This is a genomic window from Maribacter sp. MAR_2009_72 (genome assembly GCF_007827235.1).
In the GTDB taxonomy this organism is placed as follows: Bacteria; Bacteroidota; Bacteroidia; order Flavobacteriales; family Flavobacteriaceae; genus Maribacter; species Maribacter sedimenticola.
This window is the reverse complement of the sequence record NZ_VISB01000001.1, coordinates 3670258-3691515: the sequence shown is the minus strand read 5'-3', so window position 1 is coordinate 3691515 and position 21258 is coordinate 3670258. Positions and strand designations below refer to the sequence as shown.

Annotated in this window: 17 protein-coding genes; 6 read left to right on the top strand and 11 right to left on the bottom strand. The window is 37.6% G+C overall.

Features of this window, described 5'->3' with window-relative positions:
- Positions 1-23 precede the first annotated feature (23 nt).
- Positions 24-1784: a hypothetical protein gene (locus tag JM81_RS15490; protein ID WP_144804725.1), complete on the bottom strand. Its 1761-nt coding sequence runs from the start codon at positions 1782-1784 to the stop codon at positions 24-26.
- 106 nt (positions 1785-1890) lie between these two features.
- Between JM81_RS15490 and JM81_RS15485 the strand changes: the two genes are divergently transcribed.
- The 3 genes from JM81_RS15485 (at position 1891) to JM81_RS15475 (ending at position 5961) form a co-directional block, all read left to right on the top strand.
- Positions 1891-2403, top strand: coding sequence for an RNA polymerase sigma factor (locus JM81_RS15485; RefSeq protein ID WP_144804723.1), 513 nt, complete (start codon positions 1891-1893; stop codon positions 2401-2403).
- A gap of 149 nt (positions 2404-2552) precedes the next feature.
- A complete protein-coding gene (locus tag JM81_RS15480; protein WP_144804721.1) occupies positions 2553-3464 on the top strand; it encodes a FecR family protein in 912 nt (303 codons plus the stop codon).
- Entirely contained in the window at positions 3445-5961 is a 2517-nt protein-coding gene (locus JM81_RS15475; protein ID WP_144804719.1) for a carboxypeptidase-like regulatory domain-containing protein, read from the top strand. Before JM81_RS15480 ends, JM81_RS15475 begins: the two co-directional genes overlap by 20 nt.
- Before the next feature lie 2 nt (positions 5962-5963).
- Here the strand turns inward: JM81_RS15475 and argS are convergent, their stop codons facing one another.
- Positions 5964-7745, bottom strand: coding sequence for an arginine--tRNA ligase (argS, locus tag JM81_RS15470; protein WP_144804717.1), 1782 nt, complete (start codon positions 7743-7745; stop codon positions 5964-5966).
- Between the two features lie 116 nt (positions 7746-7861).
- Here argS and JM81_RS15465 point away from each other — a divergent pair, with 116 nt between their 5' ends.
- From JM81_RS15465 to JM81_RS15455, 3 genes are all read left to right on the top strand, one after another.
- Positions 7862-8287: a hypothetical protein gene (locus JM81_RS15465; protein ID WP_144804715.1), complete on the top strand. Its 426-nt coding sequence runs from the start codon at positions 7862-7864 to the stop codon at positions 8285-8287.
- Positions 8288-8351: 64 nt separating this feature from the next.
- Positions 8352-8804 carry a DUF1648 domain-containing protein gene (locus JM81_RS15460; RefSeq protein WP_186435590.1) on the top strand — a complete coding sequence of 151 codons (453 nt, stop codon included), beginning with the start codon at positions 8352-8354 and terminating at the stop codon, positions 8802-8804.
- Positions 8801-10225: an SDR family oxidoreductase gene (locus JM81_RS15455; RefSeq protein ID WP_144804711.1), complete on the top strand. Its 1425-nt coding sequence runs from the start codon at positions 8801-8803 to the stop codon at positions 10223-10225. Before JM81_RS15460 ends, JM81_RS15455 begins: the two co-directional genes overlap by 4 nt.
- Positions 10226-10244: 19 nt before the next feature.
- Here JM81_RS15455 and JM81_RS15450 read toward each other — a convergent pair whose 3' ends face one another.
- The 9 genes from JM81_RS15450 to carA form a co-directional block, all read right to left on the bottom strand.
- The gene (locus JM81_RS15450; protein WP_144804709.1) at positions 10245-12419 is read right to left on the bottom strand and encodes a xanthine dehydrogenase family protein molybdopterin-binding subunit; all 2175 of its coding nucleotides are present in this window, start codon (positions 12417-12419) and stop codon (positions 10245-10247) included.
- On the bottom strand, positions 12419-12913 hold the full coding sequence (locus JM81_RS15445) for a (2Fe-2S)-binding protein (protein WP_144804707.1): 495 nt from the start codon (positions 12911-12913) through the stop codon (positions 12419-12421). The genes JM81_RS15450 and JM81_RS15445 overlap by 1 nt, the downstream gene beginning before the upstream one ends.
- Positions 12914-12921: 8 nt before the next feature.
- On the bottom strand, positions 12922-13533 hold the full coding sequence (locus JM81_RS15440; protein WP_144804705.1) for a hypothetical protein: 612 nt from the start codon (positions 13531-13533) through the stop codon (positions 12922-12924).
- Positions 13534-13628: 95 nt separating this feature from the next.
- Positions 13629-14564, bottom strand: a complete 936-nt coding sequence (gene ctlX / locus JM81_RS15435) for a citrulline utilization hydrolase CtlX (protein ID WP_144804703.1) — start codon at positions 14562-14564, stop codon at positions 13629-13631.
- A gap of 38 nt (positions 14565-14602) precedes the next feature.
- Positions 14603-15517, bottom strand: a complete 915-nt coding sequence (locus tag JM81_RS15430) for a dimethylarginine dimethylaminohydrolase family protein (RefSeq protein ID WP_144804701.1) — start codon at positions 15515-15517, stop codon at positions 14603-14605.
- Positions 15518-15611: 94 nt separating this feature from the next.
- Positions 15612-16898 carry a citrate synthase gene (locus tag JM81_RS15425; RefSeq protein ID WP_089259470.1) on the bottom strand — a complete coding sequence of 429 codons (1287 nt, stop codon included), beginning with the start codon at positions 16896-16898 and terminating at the stop codon, positions 15612-15614.
- Positions 16899-17013: 115 nt separating this feature from the next.
- Positions 17014-18549 carry a glycogen synthase gene (locus tag JM81_RS15420; protein ID WP_144804699.1) on the bottom strand — a complete coding sequence of 512 codons (1536 nt, stop codon included), beginning with the start codon at positions 18547-18549 and terminating at the stop codon, positions 17014-17016.
- A 120-nt stretch (positions 18550-18669) separates the two neighbouring features.
- Positions 18670-19962: a phosphopyruvate hydratase gene (eno, locus tag JM81_RS15415; protein WP_144804697.1), complete on the bottom strand. Its 1293-nt coding sequence runs from the start codon at positions 19960-19962 to the stop codon at positions 18670-18672.
- 104 nt (positions 19963-20066) lie between these two features.
- Positions 20067-21194, bottom strand: coding sequence for a glutamine-hydrolyzing carbamoyl-phosphate synthase small subunit (carA, locus tag JM81_RS15410; protein WP_089259467.1), 1128 nt, complete (start codon positions 21192-21194; stop codon positions 20067-20069).
- Between the last annotated feature and the right edge of the window lie 64 nt (positions 21195-21258).

Sequence of the window (21258 nt, the reverse complement as noted above, 5' to 3'; positions counted from 1 at the left end):
AATTCTTGCAGACCTTATATTTCTTATTTTTCTAATACTAACGTGGTTATGCTGCCATCTCCACTAATATCTTTTAATTCAATTCTACCGTCGACTACAGATACTACCTCCCAATCATCGGTTAGTTCATTAAAAGGATTGTTTTCTCCAAAGTTTAAAAAGACCTTTAGTTTCTCTTCACTATTTCTAAGCACTCTCCATAATCCCGCTCCGAAAACTTCGCCACCTTCCATGATAGAAACTTGATTGTCAGCAATAAAGCTTAAACTGTAACCACCATATATATTGGTCATATCAACATTATCTTCCACATAAGATGCCACAATCCAGTCGCCGCCCATCATAAAATCTCTAATTTCCAGAACATCGGCGTCTGTAATACTGTTTTCACATACACGTTGCAGATCCAACTCGTATCCAATTTCGTCAGCTTCAAATTTTAATCTATTATTGAACATTTCACGTATTGGCCATTCAAAATTTACACCAGGTTCGTCAGTAATTTCAATAGCCAAAACCAATATTTGTTCTGTATTCAATTTAATATCCCAGGTCCCTTCAGAAATATTGACACCGTTGGATAAGGTTACAACGCCTTCTGCCATAAATTGAAATTCATAACCTAAAACCCTATCAAAATCCTCGTTTTGTAATTCTATATCCTTAATAATCCAAGCACACTCTTTAAGTATCTCTCTTAAGGTATCTACATTGGTATATTGCAAATCTTCACCACAGAATTGCTTCATGATTACTCGGTTACCATCACCACTGAATAACTTGATTTTATCATCTCCTAAATCGTAAACATTCCATTCTAGGTTAAAATCGGTAGAATTCTCAAATTCCATAGTAAGCTTTGCACCATCATCGCCAACCTTTGTGCTCCAAGTACCCTCAATTACAGTTGCGCCGTCAAAACCATTACTAACCGTACCGTCTCCTTTAAAGTTTAATATGTAGTTTACGTATTGCTGCGTCTGGTCAACATCGTTTCTTCTGAATTCAGTTACGAACCATACACACTCAATTAATTCAGAATTCAATTCATCTTCATTAAAATCATCATCATTGTAATCATCGTCGTCATCTTCATCGCAATCATCCTTGGCATTTTCAATGGCACTTGCCAATTCTCTATGGTTAGCAACCTCTATTGTGGTATCATCATATAATTTTAGCGTTATTGGAAAGTCAAAACTTACTAAAGAGTCGCTCCCCAAGTCTTTAAAGAACAATCTAAGTTCACGATCGCTTTCTACCTGAACCGTGCTCGTCTGCTCCAAATTAACATTAAAGGTGTACAAGGTCATAGGGTATACAAAGTCAATACACTCAATATCGTCATCTTCCCCACCTTCTTTACATTCTGCCGCCAATTCCCGTAAATCCTGTAGGCCATTAACCGTAATTTCCGTAAAATCCCCAGCAGTTACCGTAATAGGAAAGATGATATCCAAAATATTTTCGTCATCATCTATACTATCAAAAATTTCCTCAATAGTTTCTAGATCATCCTTAGATTCTATGGTAAGCGTTAATCCGTTCACCTCTACCGTATATGGGAATTTTATTTGAAAGCAACTGGTCCCATCCACTATATTGTCTGAAGATCCATCATTGGAACTTGTGCGCTGTATTAAATCTGCAGTAGAAGAATTGGCCTCTATAGCCTGTGGCTCTTCACCGTTATTGATCTCCTCAAATTCATCTTGACATGACGTTAGGTTCAATGCCATGGCCAAAAGACCAATATACATGGTATAACTAAAAAACTTTTTCATAATGATTTGGTATTATTGTTATTACAACCCTAAAACAATTAACTTGATAAAAACCCTACCTACTTTTTTATTTTTTTTAAAATATCTTTGACAAAAAGAAACCCTGTTGAAAACAGAACAACCACAAAATGTATGTGAAGAGGCGGTTTACCGAAGCGTTTTTAATGAAACGTCAAAAACCGTATTCAATTATATTTATTATAAATTCGGGAACGAGGAAAAAGCCAATGATGCCGTACAGGAAGCTTTTGTTAAACTATGGGAGAATTGTGCAAAGGTAGCACCGGACAAAGCAAAATCGTATGTATATACCATTGCCAATAACCTGTACCTTAATGTTATTAAAGCAGAAAAGGTACGTTTAAAGTATGCCCCACCTTCCTTAGGAACAACCAATGAATCTCCGGAATTTATCATGGAGGAAATAGAGTTCAAGCAAAAATTGGACAATGCCCTAAACGCATTACCGGAAAACCAACGTACCACATTTTTACTTAACAGGATAGACGGAAAAAAATATGCGGAGATTGCGGCAATTGAAAATGTAAGTGTAAAAGCGATTGAAAAAAGAATGCATTTGGCACTGAAAAGTTTAAGGGAGCAGATAGATGGAATATAATTAGAAATTAGAGGTTAGAAATTAGAGGTTAGAGGTTAAATACATTACATACCATTAAGCAACATTATTGGTTGATACCTTTTACCAAATACTAAAAAAAAGTAGGGTTTTTAAAAACTTGGTTGTTATACTAAAACAAAGCTACAAACATGCAAGAAAATTACTTGGCTAAATGGCTCAACAATGAATTGACCGAAGCGGAAATGGCAGAATTCAAACAGTCTGAAGCCTATGCCACATACAAAAAAATAAAGGATGTCGCCTCTAATTTACAAGCACCGGCCTTTGATATGGATACGGTCTATAATTCTCTTGAACAAAATAAGGCTAAGGAGTCACCTAAAGTATTTACCCTTGCCCCTTATAAACCCTTCCTGCGTATAGCCGCGGCCATTACCGTATTGTTAGTAGCTTCTTTTTTCTACTTGAATACGTTAAACAAAACGATTACTACATCATATGCCGAAAATAAGACCATAACCCTACCGGATACATCTGAAGTTATTCTTAATGCGGACTCAGAACTGGCCTATAATGAAAAGAAATGGGACGACAAGAGAAATATTGAACTTGAGGGAGAGGCATATTTTAAAGTAGCAAAAGGCAAAAAATTTACCGTAGCAACCACACACGGAACTGTCTCCGTTCTTGGAACCCAGTTTAATGTTGAAAACAGAAAAGATTATTTTGAAGTGGCCTGTTATGAAGGAATGGTAAGTGTAACCCTTAACGGAAAAGAAACAAAATTACCCGCGGGCAATTCATTGTTGGCAATAAATGGCAAAAGTTCTACTTACAAAGTAGCCGTAAACGGCAAACCATCTTGGTTATCCAACGAAAGTTCATTCAGAAGCATACCTTTGCATTATGTAATGGATGAGTTACAGCGACAATATAACATTAAGGTTACCTATAGCGGTATTGATAAAGAACAACTATTTACCGGTTCCTTCAATAACGACGATCTAGAGCTCGCCCTTAAAAACATTAGTGTTCCATTACAGATAAAATTTAAATTAGATGGAAACCAAGTGCTGTTCTATGAAGAAAAAGCACCATAAACATATTCTTATTTGCCTGGTACTACTGTGCTTTAGCGTAATTGCTTTGGGGCAGCAAGTAGCAAAAGACGCTATACTCCTTTCGGATTATCTCACGACTTTGGAGCAGGAACATGACATAAAGTTTTCCTTTGCGGACAATGCTTTGGAAAATGTCTATGTTAAGCCGTTAGATTTACAATCATTAACATCCAAGTTAGACCATATTCAGCAAAATTCGGATATCGTTATCACAAAGTTAAGTGACAGATATTATAGCTTGACAAAGGTTTCTACGGTATCTATTTGTGGCTTTGTACTAGATAATTTTGAGCAAAATACCATACCAGGTGCAACCGTTGAAGTTTTGGGTACATCACTAACCGGTATTACCGATACTACAGGAAGGTTTTATATGAATAATGTTCCAAGAACTGCGCTCGTACTCGTAAAGCATTTAGGTTTTAAGCCACAATTCATAGAAGTGGAAAAACTTATAAATACTACTATGTGTCATAAAATAGCCATGGCACTTAGCTATCAAGAACTGGAAGAGGTCGTAGTTTCCCAATTTTTGACCACCGGTCTGAACAAATTTAGCGATGCAAGTTTTGAACTTAATCTATCCCAATTTGGAATTTTGCCTGGTATAAGCGAACCTGATATATTACAGACGGTACAAGCCCTTCCAGGCATAAAGAGTGTAGATGAAACCGTTTCGGATATTAACATTAGGGGAGGTACAAATGATCAAAATCTTGTTATTTGGGACCATATTAAAATGTACCAGACCGGACATTTTTTTGGATTGATCTCAGCATTTAACCCTTATGTTACGGATAAGGTCAGCATTATAAAGAACGGAACGTCCTCCATTTATGGAGATGGTCTAAGCGGAACGATGGACTTACGTACCTCTGACCAATTGCCCATCTATACCAATGGTGGGACAGGCTTGAATTTAATATCCGGGGATGTCTTTGGCAATATCCCAATTAATGAACGTTTAGGAATACAAATTTCCGCACGCAGGTCCTATACGGATTTTTTGAGCACCCCCACCTATACCGTATTTTCAGAAAAAGCATTTCAAGATAGCCAAGTGGATAATGAAAGTGATTTCTATTTTTATGACTTTACGGCAAAAGTATTATATGAGATAGACCAGGACCACAAAGTTCAGCTCAGCATGATCAATATGAGCAACAACCTTAGTTATTTTGAAACCAGTGACAGTAACGCTGTTAATGGTAGTAACTTAAATCAGGATAACATTTCATTAGGCACAAGATTACAAAGCAATTGGTTAAGTAATTTTACTACGGACCTTCAATTCTATTATACCCAATATGGTCTGGATGCTCTGACAATTTCAAATAATGAAAGTCAAAGATTACAACAGAATAATTTGGTCAAGGAATCCAGTGTAAAATTGATTACCAAATACGCAGTGCGCAAAAATTTGGATTGGATCAATGGGTACGAACTTACGGAAACAGGTATAGAGAATAGAACAAATATTAACCAGCCACCCTTCGCCAGTAATATAAAAGGGGTAATACGTAAACATGCTTTGTTCAGCGAGCTTCAATTTACATCTGAAGATTCCAAATTTTATGGGCGCATAGGAGGGCGACTCAATTATTTTGAAAACCTGAACACCTTTAAGGAATATATTCTGGAGCCCAGGTTAAATATTACCTATGAACTACTCCCCAATTTCAAGACCGAAGCAATGGGCGAATTTAAAAGCCAGGTAACCAATCAGATTATAGATTTAGAACAGAATTTTTTGGGGATTGAAAAAAGACGATGGATACTTTCTGATGGTAATACCTTACCCATTACCAAAAGCAAACAAGGTTCTATAGGCGTTAATTATGACACGGATAAATTATACATAGGTATTGACGGATTTTACAAAGAGGTCAACGGTATAAATGTTTTTACCCAAGGTTTTCAAAATCAAAATCAGTTTAATGGTGAAATTGGCTCTTATGCGGTCAAAGGTGCTGAATTTTTAATCAACAAGAAAAATAACGACTATAGTCTATGGCTTAGTTATACGTTCAATAAAAATGATTATCTATTCAATAGCCTTACACCATCTAAATTCCCTAACAACCTAGATGTAAGACACGCAATAACCCTTGCCGGAAATTATACCATAGGCCACTTAAAACTAGGTTTGGGTTTAAATTATAAATCCGGAAAACCATTTACCCGACCAGATGCCGACGACCCTATAGACAACACAGTTTTCCCTAGAGAAATCAATTACGAAGAACCCAACAGCAGTAGATTACCGGAATATATAAGGGCAGATGCATCTGCAAATTATACGTTTGTTTTAGGCAAAACCATTAAAGGAACGTTTGGCGCCTCTATATTGAATATCACCAATAGAAAAAATACATTGAATACGTTTTATAGATTAGGTGAAGATAATTCTATAGAAACAATAGAACGATTATCCTTGGGCCTTACTCCCAATGCCAGTTTTAGATTACGGTTTTAGGCCTACATGCGCTCCGGGACCTCAACCCCCAATAATTTAAATGCATCTTGAATTACCTCTGCAACCTTTTTGGACAGTTGTATACGCAATATCTTCTTAGCTTCATTTTCTTCGCCAAGAATAGAAACCTGCTGATAAAACGAATTAAATTCCTTTACCAGATCATAGGTATAATTGGCAATCAATGCCGGACTGTAATTTTCAGCTGCCAATTGTATAGTTTCAGGAAATAACTGTAGCTGTTTTATAAGCTCTTTTTCCTTACTATGTAATTCAGTGACCGCCGCATGAACATTACTCTGTATTTCCATACTTGCGGCCTTCCTTAAAATGGATTGGATCCTGGCATATGTATATTGAATAAAAGGACCCGTATTCCCTTGAAAATCCACAGATTCTTCTGGATCAAACAAAATTCGTTTTTTAGGATCTACCTTTAAAATGTAATATTTTAAAGCTCCCAATCCGATCATTTTATAAAGTGCCTGTTTTTCTTCTTTACTATAATCTTCCAACTTACCTAGTTCTTCGGAAATAGTGGCCGCGGTTTGGGTCATATCTGCCATAAGATCATCCGCATCTACGACCGTACCCTCCCTACTTTTCATTTTACCGCTAGGTAAATCTACCATTCCATAACTGAGATGATGTAATTTATTGGACCATGAAAAACCAAGCTTCTGTAATATTAGGAACAATACCTTAAAATGATAGTCTTGCTCATTACCAACGGTATATACCATACCGTTTACATCTGGGTGGTCTTTTACCCGTTGTATGGCGGTACCAATATCTTGGGTCATATACACCGCAGTACCATCTGAACGTAAAACAATTTTTTCATCCAAACCGTCTTCGGTCAAATCGATCCAAACACTACCATCTTCCTTTTTAAAGAAAACCCCTTTTTTAAGTCCGTCTGCAACCACATCCTTCCCTAAAAGGTAGGTATCGCTTTCATAGTAAAGGGTATCAAAATCAACCCCAAGATTCTTGTAGGTTACCTCAAAACCTTTATATACCCAACCGTTCATGGTTTTCCATAATTGAACGGTATCCGGGTCCCCAGCTTCCCATTTCAACAGCATCACTTGCGCTTCCAACATAATAGGAGCATCTTTTTCAGCAACTTTTTGGTCAGTACCATTTGCTACCAATTGCGCTATTTGATCTTTATAAGCCTTGTCAAAAGCCACGTAATAATTACCTACCAGTTTATCACCCTTTAATCCGGTAGATTCTGGTGTTTCGCCATTTCCAAATCTTTTCCAGGCCACCATACTTTTACAAATATGGATACCACGATCATTGATTATTTGGGTTTTGTAAACTTTTTTACCGGAAGCTTTCAATATTTCAGAAACGGAGTACCCTAATAAATTGTTACGTATATGCCCCAAATGCAAAGGTTTATTCGTATTGGGAGATGAGTACTCTACCATTACGGCATCATTGGATTTTTTTACATACCCGTATTGTTCAATGTTTTTTATGGAATTAAAAAAATCCAAGTAAAAACTATCGTTGATAACAATATTTAAAAACCCTTTGATCACGTTAAAATTAGCCACTTCATTGACCTGATCCTTTAAATAAGTTCCAATCTGTTCCCCTATCTGTACAGGATTGCCCTTTACCACACGTAGCATTGGAAAAACCACAACAGTGATATCCCCTTCAAAATCTTTTCGCGTAGGTTGAAATTCCACATTTGGCAATTCCTTATCAAAAATAGATTGTACGGCTTCTTTAACTTTCTGTGACAGTACCTCTTGAATATTCATCAAAACGTTTAATTAAGGCTGCAAAACTAATCATTTTTTGGGCTTTTAGGGTAAACAGTTATGGCATTCATTAGGCATTTGATTAACTTTAATAAAAACAGTGCAATATATACCCTATGCTTCTTAACGTATCTTACAACAATAAAGCGGTAACCAAAAAAATTGAGTCGGAACTTGGAAAGCCATTTACTTTAAAAGAACGTTGGGCAATGGGCGGTATTGGCTCTCCAAAACTTTATATTACGGAGACAAGCTTAGAAATTAGAAATTTATTGATTTTAGACAATAATAGGGATACTTGCAATATAGAAATGAGGCCCAAGGGCGTTATAGTTGGTTTTAGGTCCTTACTGGAAACGTATGCCCTAATTATTCCTTATTACAAATTAACTATTTACAAAGGTGATGCATCTGTCTATTGCATATACAGGGATCAATACTTTATAAAAGTAGAATCAGATACAAAAGCCGTTCAGAAATTCTTTAAAAAATTATTAGGCTATAAAGCCGATAATGCCCCAACTTCAATAGAAGATTTGTAAAATGTGCTCAACGCCACCTAAAATAAACATACCCCTTACTAAACAGCAACAAAAGCTTATTGTCTTGGGATGGATTATTGTAGTGTTGAATTTTTTATTGGTTGCCGCATTTTATAATAATTTAAATGATATAGTTCCTATCCATTTTACCTATAAAGGTGAAGCAGATGGTTATGGAAATAAACAAACAATATGGGCGCTACCTATATTGACCTTGATCGTCCACACCATACTATACTTGGTCTTAAAAAAGACTAAACCTTGGAACATGAACTACCCAATACAGGTAACTGCAAAAAATGCACCGCAATTGTATAGATTGTCCATACACATGTTGGTGCAATTAAACTTGCTCATAGCGATAATGTTAATACCTATAATTTTAGAAACCATCATATTGGACCATAACCTAAACTTAGGTTTTAAGTTATCTAGCCTTACCATGTTTATGGTAGCATGTATTACCGTTTTGCCATTTTACTATGTATTTAAAATGTATAAAATACCAAAAGAATGAAAATACTGCTCACCGGTGCCAATGGTTATATAGGAATGCGATTATTACCCCGACTTCTGGAGATGGGGCACCAAATTGTTTGTGCCGTACGTGATGAGGCCAGGTTATCCGTAGATAAGGAAATCAAGGATCAAATTGAAATCGTAGAAATAGATTTTTTAGAAGAACCCAAAGAAAATAGCATACCAAAGGATATAGATGCAGCATACTTCTTAATACACTCCATGAGTTCTTCTACCCAAGATTTTGACAATATGGAGGCTAAGACCGCCAATAATTTCAACAAACTTGTATCCCAAACAAATATTAACCAAGTAGTGTATCTAAGCGGAATTGTCAATGATAAAAACCTATCCAAGCATTTACAATCCAGAAAAAATGTAGAGGATATTCTTTATCAGGGCAATTATAATTTAACTGTATTAAGAGCAGGAATCATAGTTGGATCCGGAAGTTCTTCTTTTGAAATTATTAGGGACTTATGTGAGAAATTACCTGTAATGATTACGCCTAAATGGGTTTTGACCAAAACCCAACCAATAGCCATACGAGATGTCATTACCTTTCTAACCGAAGTTTTAGGCAATGAAAAAACCTATAACGATTCATTTGATATTGCAGGACCCAATGTGTTGACTTATAAAGAAATGCTGCTTAAATACGCAGAGGTAAGAGGCTTTAAAAACTGGATTTGGACCGTACCGGTAATGACTCCAAAACTTTCATCCTATTGGCTGTATTTTGTGACTTCAACGTCATATAAATTAGCGCTCAACCTAGTAGATAGTATGAAAATAGAAGTTGTGGCCAAAGATACTAGGCTTCAAGATTTACTTAACATACAGCCCCACACCTATAAAGAGGCAATTGATCTGGCCTTTAAAAAAATAGAGCAAAATTTAGTGGTAAGCAGTTGGAAGGATAGTATGATCAGTGGCCGTTTTTTAGAAAATTTAGAGAAACATATTCAAGTACCAAAGTACGGTGTACTAAAAGACCATAAGAAGATTAAGGTAAAAAATCCTGATATTGTATTGGAACGTATTTGGAGCATTGGTGGGGAAACCGGATGGTATTATGGAAATTGGCTCTGGAAAATAAGAGGCTTTATGGACAAATTATTTGGTGGTGTAGGGTTACGGCGGGGACGTACACATCCAAATAAAATTTTTGCAGGAGACTCCCTTGATTTTTGGCGTGTATTGCTGGCTGAAAAAAAATCGAAAAGATTATTACTGTTCGCAGAAATGAAACTGCCTGGGGAAGCGTGGCTAGAATTTAAAATTGATGAAGATAATGTTTTGCACCAAACCGCAACATTTAGGCCTAGAGGTTTAAGAGGCAGGCTGTATTGGTACAGTATAGTGCCATTTCATTATTTTATATTTGGCGGTATGATCAAAAATATTGCCAAACAATAATACCTATGAAAGGTAAAACCTAAATATGCTTAGGTAATTTTAAGGGCACCTGCGTTAACCGTTCTCCCGTCAATCTTCTTACAGCATTTGCAATTGCCGCACCAATAGGGCCCAACGGGGGTTCCCCTACGGCTCCCGGAGTATCTTTTCCCTGTAGCAGCACAACATCTATTTCCTTTGGCGCATTTTTCATCAATGCCATTTTATATGGTCCATATATCGTTGGGGAAAGTTCCCCATTTTCAACAAACATTTGTTCATAGAGCACTGCGCTTATACCCATGATAACGCAGCCTTCGCACTGCGCACGAATTTGATCTGGGTTTACTGCCAAACCGGGATCCATGGCTACCGTAACTTTATGAACAACAATTTCATGATCCACAATACTAACCTCAGCTATTTGGGCGCATGGCGTATTGGCATCAATGGAGGCTGCTAGGCCCATAGCACGGCCTTCAACAATATTTTCCGAATATTTTGCTTTATCCGCTACCGCATTAATTACATTTTTAAAACGAATACCTATAGGATCATCGGCGATTTGACGAAGCCTGAATTCAACGGCATTCATTTGCGCCTTTATCGCCATTTCGTCCATAAAACTTTCCATGGCAAAAGTATTGGCCAATAATCCCAAACTTCGCCACCAACTTGTAGCAAATGGTAAATCTACATGCCAATAAACGGACCTAAAATTGGGAATACCCGTATACTGGATAAAACCACCACGTATAGCACCAATGTCGGCTCCAATGATAGGAGGAAGAAATCCTGGTATTAAAGCCGAATCGTTACCAACGTCCCCACTTACAAATTCATGTTCCAGGACATTCAATAATCCTTCTTCATTAAGATTGCCAGAAATAATATGATGCGTAGGTGGGCGAAACATATCATGTTGAAACTCTTCCTTTCTACTAAAGAAATATTTAACGGGTCTACCAACTGCTTTTGACATTAAGGCCGCCTGTACCGCATGAGGTGTATGCAACCTACGACCAAAACCTCCGCCCAAATAAGTTGGCTCCACAATTACTTGTTCCACATCTAAATCTAACCGTTGGGCCACTTCCTTTCTTGTGAGTCCGACAACCTGTGTTGATATTTTTATTATTGCTTTTCCATCTTTAACAAATGCTACAACCCCATTAGGTTCTATCTGTGCATGTGCCCCTATTGGGGTTCTAAATTCCATTGTTAAAGGATTATCTTTCTCTTTTAATGCTTTGCCTTTCTTTTGGATGATGGTAGAGGACCCATTACCTACGGTCATGATCTCTACTATATCTTTTGTATTTAAATTGTCATAACTTTCCCAAATTACCTTAATGGCATTTTTTGCATTCTCGGCTTCTATCATGGAATTTGCCACGACTGCTACAAAATCCGCTTCATGTATAATTTTTACCACGCCAGGCATTTTTTCTGCCGTTGTGGAATCTGCACTTACAAATACCGACCCAATTTTTGAAGATCTCACTACTGCCCCATACAACATGTTAGGCATTTGCGCATCCATCCCAAAAATAGGGTCACCAAATACCTTGTCTTCCAAATCTATCCTGGGTACGGGCTTACCCACATATTTATAATCCTTAATATCTTTTAGAACAGGTAAATCTGGCACAACCCATTCATCAACCCCATCTGCCACCTGCGCAAAGGTTAGCTGTTTACCTTTCCCTATAATCGTCCCATCCTTTATAATCAATTGGTCTATATCCAAGTTCAGCTTATGGGAAGCCTCTTTTAAAAGCATAGTACGCAACATGGCAGAAAGTTCCCTGAGTGGTTGCCACAAACCGGAAATGGAAGTACTGCCACCTGTAGCAAAACTATCTACATTTCCTGTAGAGGATGACGCATGTACCACCTTTATCCTGTGAATTGCAACAGAAAGTTCATCTGCAGCCATTTGGGCTATTCCCGTAAATGTTCCCTGTCCCATTTCCATTTTTGGGGAATGCAAGCGTATAAAATTATCCGATGTGATTTCAAACCATATCATAGGTTTATCGGTATTGTCCGTATAAGGCATTTCCAATGAATTTACCTTACCTAAAATTCCTCTGCGTATAGGATTCCTGAATAGATAGGTACCTACAGCAAGGACTCCTAAAGTTCCCAATCCTCCCTTAACCAAGAATTTACGTCTGGACACCCCTTTATTCGAATTTTTATTGGTTGCCATCAATCTGTAATTTTAAATGAGGTGGAACCGCTTTCCGCTGAAAGTTCTGCTGCCCTATGTATAGCCTTGCGCATACGGTAATAGGTTCCACATCTACAAATATTGATGATATTGTTATCAATATCTTTATCCGTAGGTCTTGGCACTTTATTTAACAATGCGGCAGTGGCCATAATGAATCCAGGTTGGCAATAGCCGCACTGTGGTACGATCTCTTCTATCCAAGCCTGTTGAACCGGGTGTGGTTTGGCCCTATTGCCTAACCCTTCTATAGTTATGATTTCTTTTCCTTCTGCAAATTTGACGGGATAGGAACAAGACCGTACGGCCTCATTGTTTACATGTAAGGTACACGCTCCGCAAGCTGCTTTACCGCAACCAAACTTAGTACCTTTTAGATCTAGTACATCCCTAATAATATATAAAAGAGGAGTATTCTCATCTGCAACATCTATTATCTTGGACATGCCGTTAATAATAAAGGATATTTTCATAGCATAAACTATTTAGTAGGAATCACCGCTCCGTTTGCAAACCAATCTACAACGGCTTTTTTAAAATCTTCTTTGGAAACTGGTGGCAATGTTCGTTGCATACCATTTGCATTCACCCCTGGATCCCAGGCCCATAATACCAGTTCATCTTTCGTCATATGTTCAATAAGCTCTTCATGACTTTTATTACCGTTGGTTTCCCTATTCAATAATTGCACAGCTATTTCGGTCCTAGTAAGTCCCTCCCAACCCATAGAAGCCGGAGCCAATGCCCAGTGCGGCGCTCCAGGTACACCAGAATTTTTATTATTTACAGATTGATGGCATGTATGGCAGTTTGTAGCTTGAAAACCTTTATCATTAATTCCTCTTGCCATACCAAAATAATGGGGGTGCCGGTCATCTCCTTGTTTGGGAATATTATCGTTAGGATGGCAGTTCATACAGCGTTGGTGGGTAAGTACGTCCATCATTACAGTGAATGAGGAAGATTCCGTCTGGGCAATATCATGTTGTGAAACAGGCAGTGTATAAGTTACCATATTTGGAGTATTGGCCAAAGAGAACAATATACCTAACAAGGCCAACACAACGACTGGATACAAAAACCTTACATTCATAACATGCAGTTACGTTCAATTTTAGGAACGATATCTTATGAAGATAGTAAAAGCAAAAGACATTAAACAATAATCTGATACAACAAGATCATGATCTACACCCTACCCTTGGGCAAGAACACTTCTGCCATCATACAACGGGCACTGCCACCACCACAAGTTTCTATTGTAGACAATGAACTATGTAAAATACTACAATGCTTTTCTATCATGGTAATCTGCTCCTTAGTTAAACTAGTATAAGCGGCGGAACTCATTACCATATACCGTTTATCATCAGCTCCCAATACCTGTAACATATTCCCTGCAAAATGGTGCATCTGTTGTTCTGTAATAGTTATGATTACCCTACCGTCTTTCTTCAGGTGGTCAAGAACATTTTTACGTTCCTTTTTATCATCGATCGTATCCGAGCATATAATAGCGAAATCCTCTGCCAATGCCATCATAACGTTGGTATGGTAAATAGGTAAACGCTTACCGTCTACAGATTGGTTGGCTGTAAAAATTACAGGAAAACAATCAAAATCCTCACAAAACTCTATAAAAAGCTCCTCATCTGCCCGCTCCGAAAGGGCACAGTATGCTTTTTTATTGACCCTGTCCAACAATATACTTCCGGTACCCTCCAAAAATATACCTTCTTCCTCTGCTGAGGTATAATCGATGACCTCTATGATCATAAATCCTTTTTCCTCTAGAATTTCCAAAATATCCTCTCTGCGCTCATTTCTCCTATTCTCTGCATACATTGGGTAAACCCCTACTGTACCGTTGGCATGAAATGAAATCCAGTTATTGGGAAAGATGCTGTCCGGAGTATCAGGTTCATAGGTATCGTTCACAACGATTACATTGACTCCCTTACCCTTCAATGTGGAAACAAAAACATCAAATTCTTCTTGGGCTTTTATATTAATAGCCCGATTCTTCATGTCAATATCTTCCATAAAATAATTATTGACAGCGGTTTGTTCGTTCATTCTGAACGATACCGGACGAATCATGAGTATATTATTGGTAATCTGCATAATGGGGAAAAATATATTTATTCGTTTAAATATTAAAACTATTCTCTTATGAGCGGCAGCGTACTACAGCGCAATAAACCTTCCTGTTTGGAAATTTCAGCATAGGGAATTTCCTCTACGGTAAATCCTTGTTGACGTAACCAAGTATTAAGCCTGGTAAAACTTTTTTCAGAAACAATTACATCTGGGGATATTGAAAATACATTACTGAACATACGGTACATTTCATGAGCATTGATCTCAAATATATTCTCCTTACCAAAAAAGGCAACCAACCATTGGTATTCCTCCTCTACCAAGAACCCGTTTCTATGTAAAATAGCCTTACCCTTGCCTAAAGGCTGAAAACAGCAGTCTAAATGCAATGCGTTTTCTTGAGCATTGGTGTTAGACTTTCTCAGTTCAAAAGATTTGACGGTTTTCTTAGGAAACTGGGCTTTTAAATAATCTACCGCTGCCTTATTTGTTCTGGCCGTAATATAATCCGGGTAATCGGGAGCTGTATAGGTACCTACAAAAATATATTCGTTCCAGGGCATTACATCACCACCTTCTACATGCACTTCTTCCGGGGGATGCAAAATATTACTATCCTCTATTTTATCGAGTACATGTAAAATGGCCTCCACCTCTTTCTCCCTATCAGGTAAGATATTTGCTATAATCAATTTATCTTCAATAACAAATGCAATATCACGGGTAAAAATTTGATTGCAGTCCTCCAAAACCTCTGGGCGGAATACTTGTACGCCATATTTTTCAAATACGGCTTTAAATGCCTCCATTTCAAAGATCATATCATCCTCTTTGGGATAAGTGCCCGCCAATATATGCTCCAAGGATTTAGGGTCATATGCATCTTCTGTTCTGGGCACGGGCCCTGAACTTTTTGCGGTTCCCAAAACAACGGCCTTTAACTTTGAAATTTCATCTTTTACCTGTAATTGTAACATGCTTTCAATTTTAGATACTGATTAAAAATTAGCACAAAAAAAAGCTCCTTTATACTTTAAAAGAGCTTTTTGTTTTTTTATTAACGGTAGCAATCTACCTTTTATCCAGTTCGACAAAAGACCTTAGATTTTCACCAATATACACTTGTCTTGGTCTACCAATAGGTTCTCCTTTTAAGCGCATTTCCCTCCATTGGGAAATCCAACCTGGTAATCTACCCAAGGCAAACATTACCGTAAACATCTCTGTTGGTATTCCTAAAGCCCTATATATAATACCTGAATAGAAATCTACATTAGGGTACAATTTTCTATCCACAAAATATTTATCCTCCAATGCTTCTTTTTCCAAGCCCTTTGCGATATCCAATATAGGATCGTCAATACCCAAATCTGCCAACACTTCATCTGCGGCTTTTTTAATGATTTTTGCGCGGGGATCAAAATTCTTGTAAACCCTATGCCCAAAGCCCATTAACCTAAATGGATCGGACTTGTCCTTAGCCTTGGCCATATACTTTTTAGTATCGCCACCATCTGCCTCAATTGCTTCAAGCATTTCCAAAACCGCTTGGTTTGCACCACCGTGCAATGGCCCCCAAAGTGCAGATATACCTGCGGATAAGGATGCGAACAGTCCTGCATGGGAAGAACCTACAATACGCACGGTACTGGTAGAACAGTTTTGTTCGTGATCGGCATGTAAGATCAACAACTTATCCAAAGCTTCTATAACGACCTTGTTCTTTTTATATTCTTGATTAGGACGTTTGAACATCATCTTATGTATGTTTTCTACATAACCTAAACTGTCATCACCATAATCTAGAGGAAGTCCTTTCTTCTTGCGTAAAGTCCAAGCGACAAGAACTGGAAATTTAGCCAAAATACGTACAATGGCATGGTACATATCTTGGTCCGAACTTACATCAACAGTGGATGGGTTAAATGCAATCAAAGCACTTGTCAAAGAAGACAACACTCCCATTGGGTGTGCAGACTTTGGAAAACCGTCCAAAATCTTTTTCATTTCTTCATCTACATGAGACTCATCCTTTATATCCTTATGAAATTTAGCCAGCTCTTCTTTGTTTGGTAAATTTCCAAAAATCAATAAATACGCTACCTCTAAAAAATCGGCTTTTTCTGCCAATTCTTCTATAGAATACCCTCTATATCTTAAAATTCCTTTTTCACCGTCCAAAAAAGTAATGGCACTCTCACAAGATCCTGTATTTTTATAACCTGGATCTATAGTTATAATTCCTTTGGTAACTGAACGCAAAGATTTAATATCAATCGCAAGTTCATTTTCAGTTCCCTTAATTACTGGAAACTCATATTTTTCACCATTATATTCTAAAGTAGCTTTATCTGACATTTTTAAATTTTACGTTTTATATACTCCCTGTAAAGTTAACAAAACAGGATTGTTTTAACAATTTCAATATTCTGTTTGGGGTAAAATTAACAATAAGATCTTTTAACTACATTACTCACAACATATATAATGATTTGTAATATTCGTCCAAAGACTTTTCCCAAGTAAAACGAGCTTTTTTGGCATTGGCCTGTATCTTATTCCATTTGGGTTTATCGTATTGCCATAGGGAGATAGCCTCATCAAAACGCAACACCATATTTTCAATTTGCTGTTCATACGTAGCGCCGTCAAAAGCAAAGCCAGTCTTCATATGCTCCACAGTGTCCTTTAACCCACCTGTATGGTGAACCAAGCAAGGATTTCCATTGCGCATTGCCAACATTTGACTAATTCCACAAGGCTCAAATAGACTTGGCATAAAGTAAAGATCAGTTTCCAGATACATAGAGTCAATTAAATCTTCTGATTGACCATTGGTGAATATAAAATTCTGATGTTTATAACTCATGTCGCGAAAAAACTCTTCATAATCCGGGTCTCCGGTACCTAACAGCATAAAGATACCGTCAACTTCCCCTAAGCGTGCCAGCATTTTTTCAAAGGCTTCTGGAGAGCGCATAAGAAAATAAAATTTTTGTTCCGTTAAACGAGCAACACTTGAAACTATGAATTTAGGCCTATTGCCTACATATTGCATTATTTTCTCACCTGTATGCGCTAAAAAATCCGCTTTATATTTCTTGGATGTATCCTGCAACCATCTAAAAAGAGCTTTCACCGTATTTCTATAAAGAAACCCTTTTTCCGCCTTCCTAATATTATTATAGTTACTAGCGTTTAATATCCCGAACAATCTTCCTTCATTGTCCGCTTTCTGCAAGTCGTTCTCCAAACTTTCACCACCAATAAATTCCGGTCTTCTGCTTGGCAAGAGCACATCTTCTTTATATGATGGGGATACGGTATGTACTGCATCTGCCAGCCTAATGCCTACCGCCATAAGGTTTATACAATCCTGATAACGTAAATCCATCAGCTCCTTATGATTTAATTGCACTTCTGGAAACCAGTTATGAACCGATGCATAATTATCATAAAATGGTCTTATACCCTGTATGGCCAAATTATGTATGGTATATACATAGCGCATCTTCTTTAAATCTTGATATTGGGGATGGTATTTTTTAATGAACAACAGAGCGGCCGAATGCCAATCATGCATATGTACAATATCCAACTCTCCAAAGGCCCCTACTTTTATAGCTTCTGCAGTAGCCGTACAGAATATAATGAACTTTATAAAATCGTTATAAAATGGTTCTGTTGGGTCATCATGGTAAATATGAGCAATACCCCCTTCTATAATCTCTGGATGGTGTATTACATAATGTGTAATGTTTTTATCAACCTTTTTTGGTATCACTTCATATAGCTCCGCTGTATAAGGTACGCCCCTAAGTTGAAAATGAAGATTGGTTTTAAAGATTCCGTTCTTATGCAATCTGGAATAGGAAGGTACAACGACATGGACTCTATCATCCCGTTTCGAAATTTCCCTTGGCACATCTCTAACTACATCACCCATACCGCCGGCTTTGCAATCTGGAATGGCATCATTTTCTGCTGAAACGAAAAGAAAGTTGTTCATACGTTACTTACAAGGTTTTAAATGTATTTTTTACAAAAGGTAGTTAAAGTTTAGGAGTAAGACAAAAAAAAAGCCTTTCCAAAATAGGAGAGGCTTTTTATATAAATTATGGCACAAAATCTAGTTGACCTTGAATGCTTTTTCTTGTGGATAATAAGCTGTACTACCCAATTCCTCTTCGATACGAAGCAATTGATTGTACTTGGCCATACGGTCTGATCTAGATGCCGATCCGGTTTTAATCTGTCCTGTATTCAAAGCAACAGCTAGGTCAGCAATTGTGTTATCTTCCGTCTCTCCCGATCTATGGGACATTACTGAAGTATACCCTGCATTTTTAGCCATATTTACGGCTGCTATTGTTTCGGTAAGCGTTCCAATTTGGTTTACCTTGATCAAAATTGAATTGGCAATTCCTTTTTCAATACCTGTAGACAAACGTTCCACATTGGTCACAAATAAATCATCACCTACCAATTGAACTTTGTCCCCAATTTTATCGGTCAATGATTTCCATCCATCCCAATCATTTTCATCCATACCATCCTCAATAGAAATAATAGGGTATTTAGCACTTAAATCTGCCAAGTATTGTGCTTGTTCCTCAGAAGTTCTAACAACACCTTTATCACCCTCAAATTTGGTGTAATCATATTTACCATCTACATAAAACTCTGCAGCGGCACAATCTAGAGCGATCATTACATCATCCCCTAAAGTATAGCCAGCATTCTTTACAGCTTTGGCAATGGTATCCAATGCATCCTCAGTACCTCCGGCTAGGTTCGGCGCAAAACCACCTTCATCACCTACTGCTGTACTAAGTCCACGATCGTGCAATACTTTTTTCAAATGATGGAAAATCTCCGTACCCATTTGCATTGCATGCGAAAAGCTTTTTGCCTTTACGGGCATTACCATGAATTCTTGAAAGGCAATAGGAGCGTCTGAATGAGAACCACCATTGATAATATTCATCATAGGAACAGGTAATGTGTTGGCACTAACGCCACCCACGTACCTATATAAAGATAGACCAAGTTCATTTGCAGCCGCCTTAGCTGCCGCTAAAGAAACACCTAAAATGGCATTGGCCCCTAGTTTGGATTTATTTGGTGTACCGTCAAGATCGATCATAGTTTGATCTAAGAGATTTTGATCAAATACAGACATACCCAAAATCTCTTCGGCAATAACATTATTTACATTATCAACTGCCTTTAAAACTCCTTTACCCATGAAATCCTTGCCTCCATCGCGTAGTTCAACAGCCTCATGCTCACCGGTAGATGCACCAGAAGGAACAGCGGCCCTACCCATTACACCGTTTTCAGTAATTACATCTACTTCAACGGTTGGGTTACCCCTAGAATCTAAAATTTGTCTTGCGTGAACACTTAATATGATACTCATTTAATTTATTTTTTATTAGTTGATCATTTAAAGGACAAAGATACAAAACCAAGGTACTCCCGAGTTTATTTGCACTCTACATTTGTCCATTAAATAACAATTATTTAAACAATTTCGTTATGTTTTATACTTTTCCCAATTAAACCGAAAAAATCATCAAAAAGATAGTCCGCATCATGTGGACCTGGACTCGCCTCTGGGTGATATTGAACAGAAAAAACATCTTTATTCTTCATTCTTATACCTGCAACCGTCTTGTCGTTAAGGTGTACATGTGTAATTTCCAAACTGTCATTTGCTTCAGTTTCCTCACGGTTAATTGCAAAACCGTGGTTCTGCGAAGTAATTTCACCCTTGCCGTTTAATAGGTTTAAAACCGGATGATTTATTCCCCTGTGGCCATTGTGCATCTTGTATGTTGATACTCCATTTGCCAATGCCAAAATTTGGTGCCCCAAACAGATTCCAAAAACAGGTTTATCCGTTTGTATCATTTTTTTGGCAGCCGCAATGGCATCGGTCAAAGGTTCTGGATCACCAGGACCGTTAGATATAAAATAAGCATCTGGGTTCCAGGCCTCCATTTCTTCAAAGGTTGCATTGTACGGAAACACTTTTACGTAAGCGTCACGCTTAACCAAATTTCTAAGAATATTCTTTTTAATTCCAATATCCAAAGCGGCAATCTTTATGGAAGCATTATCATTACCTACAAAATATGGTTCTTTGGTAGATACTTTGGAAGCCAGCTCCAACCCTTCCATACTAGGTACTTCTGCCAAACGTTTTTTAAGGTCCTCTATATTATCCACTTCGGTGGATATTACAGCATTCATGGCGCCATTGTCTCGTATATAGCTCACTAAAGCCCTGGTATCCACATCAGAAATTGCAAATAATCCGTTGGCGTCCAAAAATCCTTGCAAACTATCATCTGCTAGAGCCCTAGAATAATCATAGCTGAAATTCCTACATACTAAACCCGCTATTTTGATGGAGTCTGATTCTATTTCATCTTTATTAACCCCATAATTACCAATATGGGCATTTGTGGTCACCATGATCTGACCAAAATAGGACGGGTCCGTAAAAATTTCCTGGTACCCGGTCATACCAGTATTAAAACAAACTTCACCAAAAGCTGTACCCTCTTTATCCCCTACAGACTTTCCATGGAATATGGTACCATCCGAAAGTAATATTAAAGCTTTTCTTTTTGCTTGATATTTCATTTTGTGCTATTATTTATTCATTTACAAAAAAACATAAAAAAAAGGATAAGCTAGAAAGCTTATC

Excerpts from the sequence above, each read along its gene's own strand:
- ctlX (WP_144804703.1), bottom strand. The coding sequence starts at position 14,564 with ATGCAGATTACCAATAATATACTCATGATTCGTCCGGTATCGTTCAGA.
- JM81_RS15445 (WP_144804707.1), bottom strand. The coding sequence starts at position 12,913 with ATGAAAATATCCTTTATTATTAACGGCATGTCCAAGATAATAGATGTT.
- JM81_RS15490 (WP_144804725.1), bottom strand. The coding sequence starts at position 1,784 with ATGAAAAAGTTTTTTAGTTATACCATGTATATTGGTCTTTTGGCCATG.
- JM81_RS15475 (WP_144804719.1), top strand. The coding sequence starts at position 3,445 with ATGAAGAAAAAGCACCATAAACATATTCTTATTTGCCTGGTACTACTG.
- JM81_RS15420 (WP_144804699.1), bottom strand. The coding sequence starts at position 18,549 with ATGAACAACTTTCTTTTCGTTTCAGCAGAAAATGATGCCATTCCAGAT.
- JM81_RS15450 (WP_144804709.1), bottom strand. The coding sequence starts at position 12,419 with ATGGCAACCAATAAAAATTCGAATAAAGGGGTGTCCAGACGTAAATTC.
- carA (WP_089259467.1), bottom strand. The coding sequence starts at position 21,194 with ATGAAATATCAAGCAAAAAGAAAAGCTTTAATATTACTTTCGGATGGT.
- JM81_RS15425 (WP_089259470.1), bottom strand. The coding sequence starts at position 16,898 with ATGTCAGATAAAGCTACTTTAGAATATAATGGTGAAAAATATGAGTTT.
- JM81_RS15440 (WP_144804705.1), bottom strand. The coding sequence starts at position 13,533 with ATGAATGTAAGGTTTTTGTATCCAGTCGTTGTGTTGGCCTTGTTAGGT.
- JM81_RS15430 (WP_144804701.1), bottom strand. The coding sequence starts at position 15,517 with ATGTTACAATTACAGGTAAAAGATGAAATTTCAAAGTTAAAGGCCGTT.
- argS (WP_144804717.1), bottom strand. The coding sequence starts at position 7,745 with ATGAATATTCAAGAGGTACTGTCACAGAAAGTTAAAGAAGCCGTACAA.
- JM81_RS15465 (WP_144804715.1), top strand. The coding sequence starts at position 7,862 with ATGCTTCTTAACGTATCTTACAACAATAAAGCGGTAACCAAAAAAATT.
- JM81_RS15455 (WP_144804711.1), top strand. The coding sequence starts at position 8,801 with ATGAAAATACTGCTCACCGGTGCCAATGGTTATATAGGAATGCGATTA.
- eno (WP_144804697.1), bottom strand. The coding sequence starts at position 19,962 with ATGAGTATCATATTAAGTGTTCACGCAAGACAAATTTTAGATTCTAGG.
- JM81_RS15480 (WP_144804721.1), top strand. The coding sequence starts at position 2,553 with ATGCAAGAAAATTACTTGGCTAAATGGCTCAACAATGAATTGACCGAA.